General features: G+C 72.8%; 1 protein-coding gene. It reads left to right on the top strand.

Annotated elements, in window-relative coordinates; genetic code table 11:
- A partial coding sequence (locus tag AQI88_RS42105) for an SDR family NAD(P)-dependent oxidoreductase (protein ID WP_159050594.1) occupies positions 1-2996 on the top strand: 2996 nt, incomplete at both ends.

The raw sequence follows: 2996 nt of genomic DNA, 5'->3' as shown, positions 1-2996 counted from the left end.
CGGAGAGTACTGGCCGGGGCAGACGCGGCAGGCGGTGCGGTTCGCGGACGCGGTGGGCGCGTTGGCGGCCGAGGGTGTGTCGGTGTTCATCGAGGTCGGTCCGGATGGGTCCTTGTCGGCGCTGGGTCCGGACGCCGTCGCCGGTATCGGCAGCGATGAGGGCGTGTTCATTCCGCTTCAGCGACGCAAGGAGCGTGATGAGCAGGGTGTGACGGGCCTGGTGACGGGTCTGGCGCGCGCGTTCGTCCATGGTGTGGCGGTGGACTGGGCCGCGCTGTTGCCTGCTGCGAACCGGGTCGAACTGCCCACGTATGCCTTCCGTCATGAGCGGTACTGGCCCAAGGGAATCCTGGCGCTGCCCACCCCGGGAACGGCGGGTGGCGATGGTGCGAGCACGGTGGCCGAGGCCCAGTTCTGGGCCGCGGTCGAGGGCGGAGACCTCGCGCAGATCGCCGACACGCTGGCGATCGAGGACCAGCAGTATCTGGGTGAGCTGCTGCCGGCGCTGGCGTCGTGGCGGCGCAGGGAGCGGGACCGGTCGGTGACCGCAGGCTGGCGCTACCGGGTGAATTGGGCCGCGGTCGCCGACCCCGACCCCGCCGTGCTGACGGGCCCCTGGCTGGTCGTGGCCCCGGCCGGATCGGCCGACGACGGCCTGACGCGGGGATGCGTGCAGGCGCTGGCCGCCCGAGGGGCGGAAGTACTGGTCGCCGAGGTGCCCGCCGAGGTCGTGGACCGGGCCGAGATAGCGGCGATCCTCGGCCGGACGGTGCAGGACACGGGCGCGGTGGCCGGTGTGCTGTCGCTGCTGGCCGTGGACGAGACGCCCGTGCCCGCCCACCCGGTGGTGGCCCAGGGCCTCGCCGCAACGCTGGCTCTGGTGCAGGCACTGGGCGACACCGGCGTGGTCGCACCGCTGTGGGTGGCCACATGCGGAGCGGTGGCCACCGTGCCGAGCGAGGCGCTGGCCGGCCCGGTGCAGGCGCAGGTGTGGGGACTTGGCCGAGTGGTGGCCCAGGAACACCCCGACCGCTGGGGCGGGTTGATCGACCTGCCCGCCGTACTCGATGAACGTGCCGGGGCGCGGCTGACGGCGGTGCTGGCCGGATGCGGCGAGGACGAGGTCGCGATCCGCCAGGCTGGGATTCTGGGCCGTCGGCTGGGCCGGGCCCCGCAGCCCCGTGGCTCCGCCGAGCCCTGGGCGCCGCGCGGGAGTGTCCTGATCACCGGTGGAACCGGTGCGATCGGCGGGCATGTGGCCCGCTGGCTGGCCGGCCGTGGTGCTCAGCGGCTCGTGCTGACCAGCCGGTCCGGACCCGGTGCGGCGGGTGCGGCGGCGCTGGCGGCCGAGCTGGCGACGGCCGGTGCGCGCGTGGACGTCGTGGCCTGCGATGTGGGTGAGCGGGCGGACCTGTCCGGGCTGCTGGCCTGGACCGGGACGGACGGTCCTGCGCTGTCCGCGGTGATGCACACCGCCGGCGTGTTGGACGACGGCGTGGTCGACAAGCTGTCGGCGGAGCGGCTGGCGACGGTGTCGGCGCCCAAGGCCGCGAGTGCGGCCTTGCTGGACGAGCTGACCGCGGACCTCGACCTGGACGCGTTCGTGCTCTTCTCCTCGGTCGCCTCCACGCTGGGCGCGGCCGGGCAGGGCAACTACGCTGCGGCGAACGCGTTCCTGGACGCCCTGGCGGAACACCGGCGGAACCGGGGACTGCCCGGGCTTTCGGTGGCGTGGGGCACCTGGGGCGGCGGTGGTCTCGCCGAAGCCAGCGAGGCGGTTCGGGCCCGGGTGCGGCGGGGCGCGATGCCGGCGATGGATCCGCAGCTGGCGGTGCGGGCACTGGGCGATGCGATCGAGGGTCCCGACGCCGTACTGACGGTGATGGATGTCGACTGGGGCCAACTGGCCTCGGCGCCGGGCGCGGCGGACTTGCGGGAGATGCCGCTGGTCCGGGACCTGCCCGAGATCCGCCAGCTGCCTGCTGCGGGTGCTGGTGCCGAGGGCGTCGTGCGCGGTCAGGGTGAACTGGCGCAGCGGTTGGCGGGGTTGGGCCGGGCCGAGCAGGAACGGGTGCTGGCCGATGTGGTGCGGGCTGAGGCGGCTGCGGTGCTGGGGCACACCTCGGCGGACGCGGTCCCGGACAAGCGGGCGTTCAAGGATCTGGGCTTCGACTCGCTGACGGCGGTAGAGCTGCGGAACCGGTTGAACGCGGTGACGGGGTTGCGGTTGTCGGCCACGTTGGTGTTCGACTATCCGACTCCGGTGGTTCTGGCTGACTATCTGCGGGGTGAGCTGACCGGGGAGTCGGCGGGTGTCGGCGGGTCGGTGGTTGCTGTGGCGGCTACGGATGAGCCGTTGGCGATCGTCGGGATGAGCTGCCGGTTCCCTGGTGGTGCGGGCAGCCCCGAGGAGTTCTGGGAGTTGCTGGCTGCGGGCGGGGATGCGGTGGGCGGGTTCCCGACCGACCGTGGCTGGGACCTGGACGGCCTGTTCGACCCTGACCCGGAGCATGCGGGAACTTCCTACACCCAGGCGGGCGCGTTCTTGCAGGGTGCAGCGGACTTTGATGCCGGTTTCTTCGGGATCAGCCCGCGTGAGGCTCTTGCCATGGACCCGCAGCAGCGCCTGCTGCTGGAGGTGTCGTGGGAGGCGCTGGAGCGGGCAGGAATCGATCCCGGGGAACTGCGGGGGTCCGCGACGGGCGTCTTCGCGGGTGGTTTCGCGTCGGGCTATGGATACGGCGTGGCGCTGACGGGCGAAGCGGCATCGGGCCTGGAGGGGCACCTGATGACCGGGAACGCGACCAGCGTGCTGTCCGGCCGGGTGTCGTATGCCCTGGGCCTTGAAGGCCCGGCGGTGACGGTGGACACGGCGTGTTCGTCGTCGCTCGTGGCACTGCACCTGGCCGGCCAGGCGATCCGGTCCGGGGAGTGCTCGCTGGCGCTGGCCGGCGGCGTCACGGTCATGGCCAATCCGGGGACCTTCGTCGACTTCT

This window comes from Streptomyces cellostaticus (assembly GCF_001513965.1).
Taxonomy (GTDB): domain Bacteria; phylum Actinomycetota; class Actinomycetes; order Streptomycetales; family Streptomycetaceae; genus Streptomyces; species Streptomyces cellostaticus.
The sequence above is the reverse complement of the archived record's forward strand: the minus strand, read 5'-3'. Positions and strand labels throughout refer to the sequence as shown.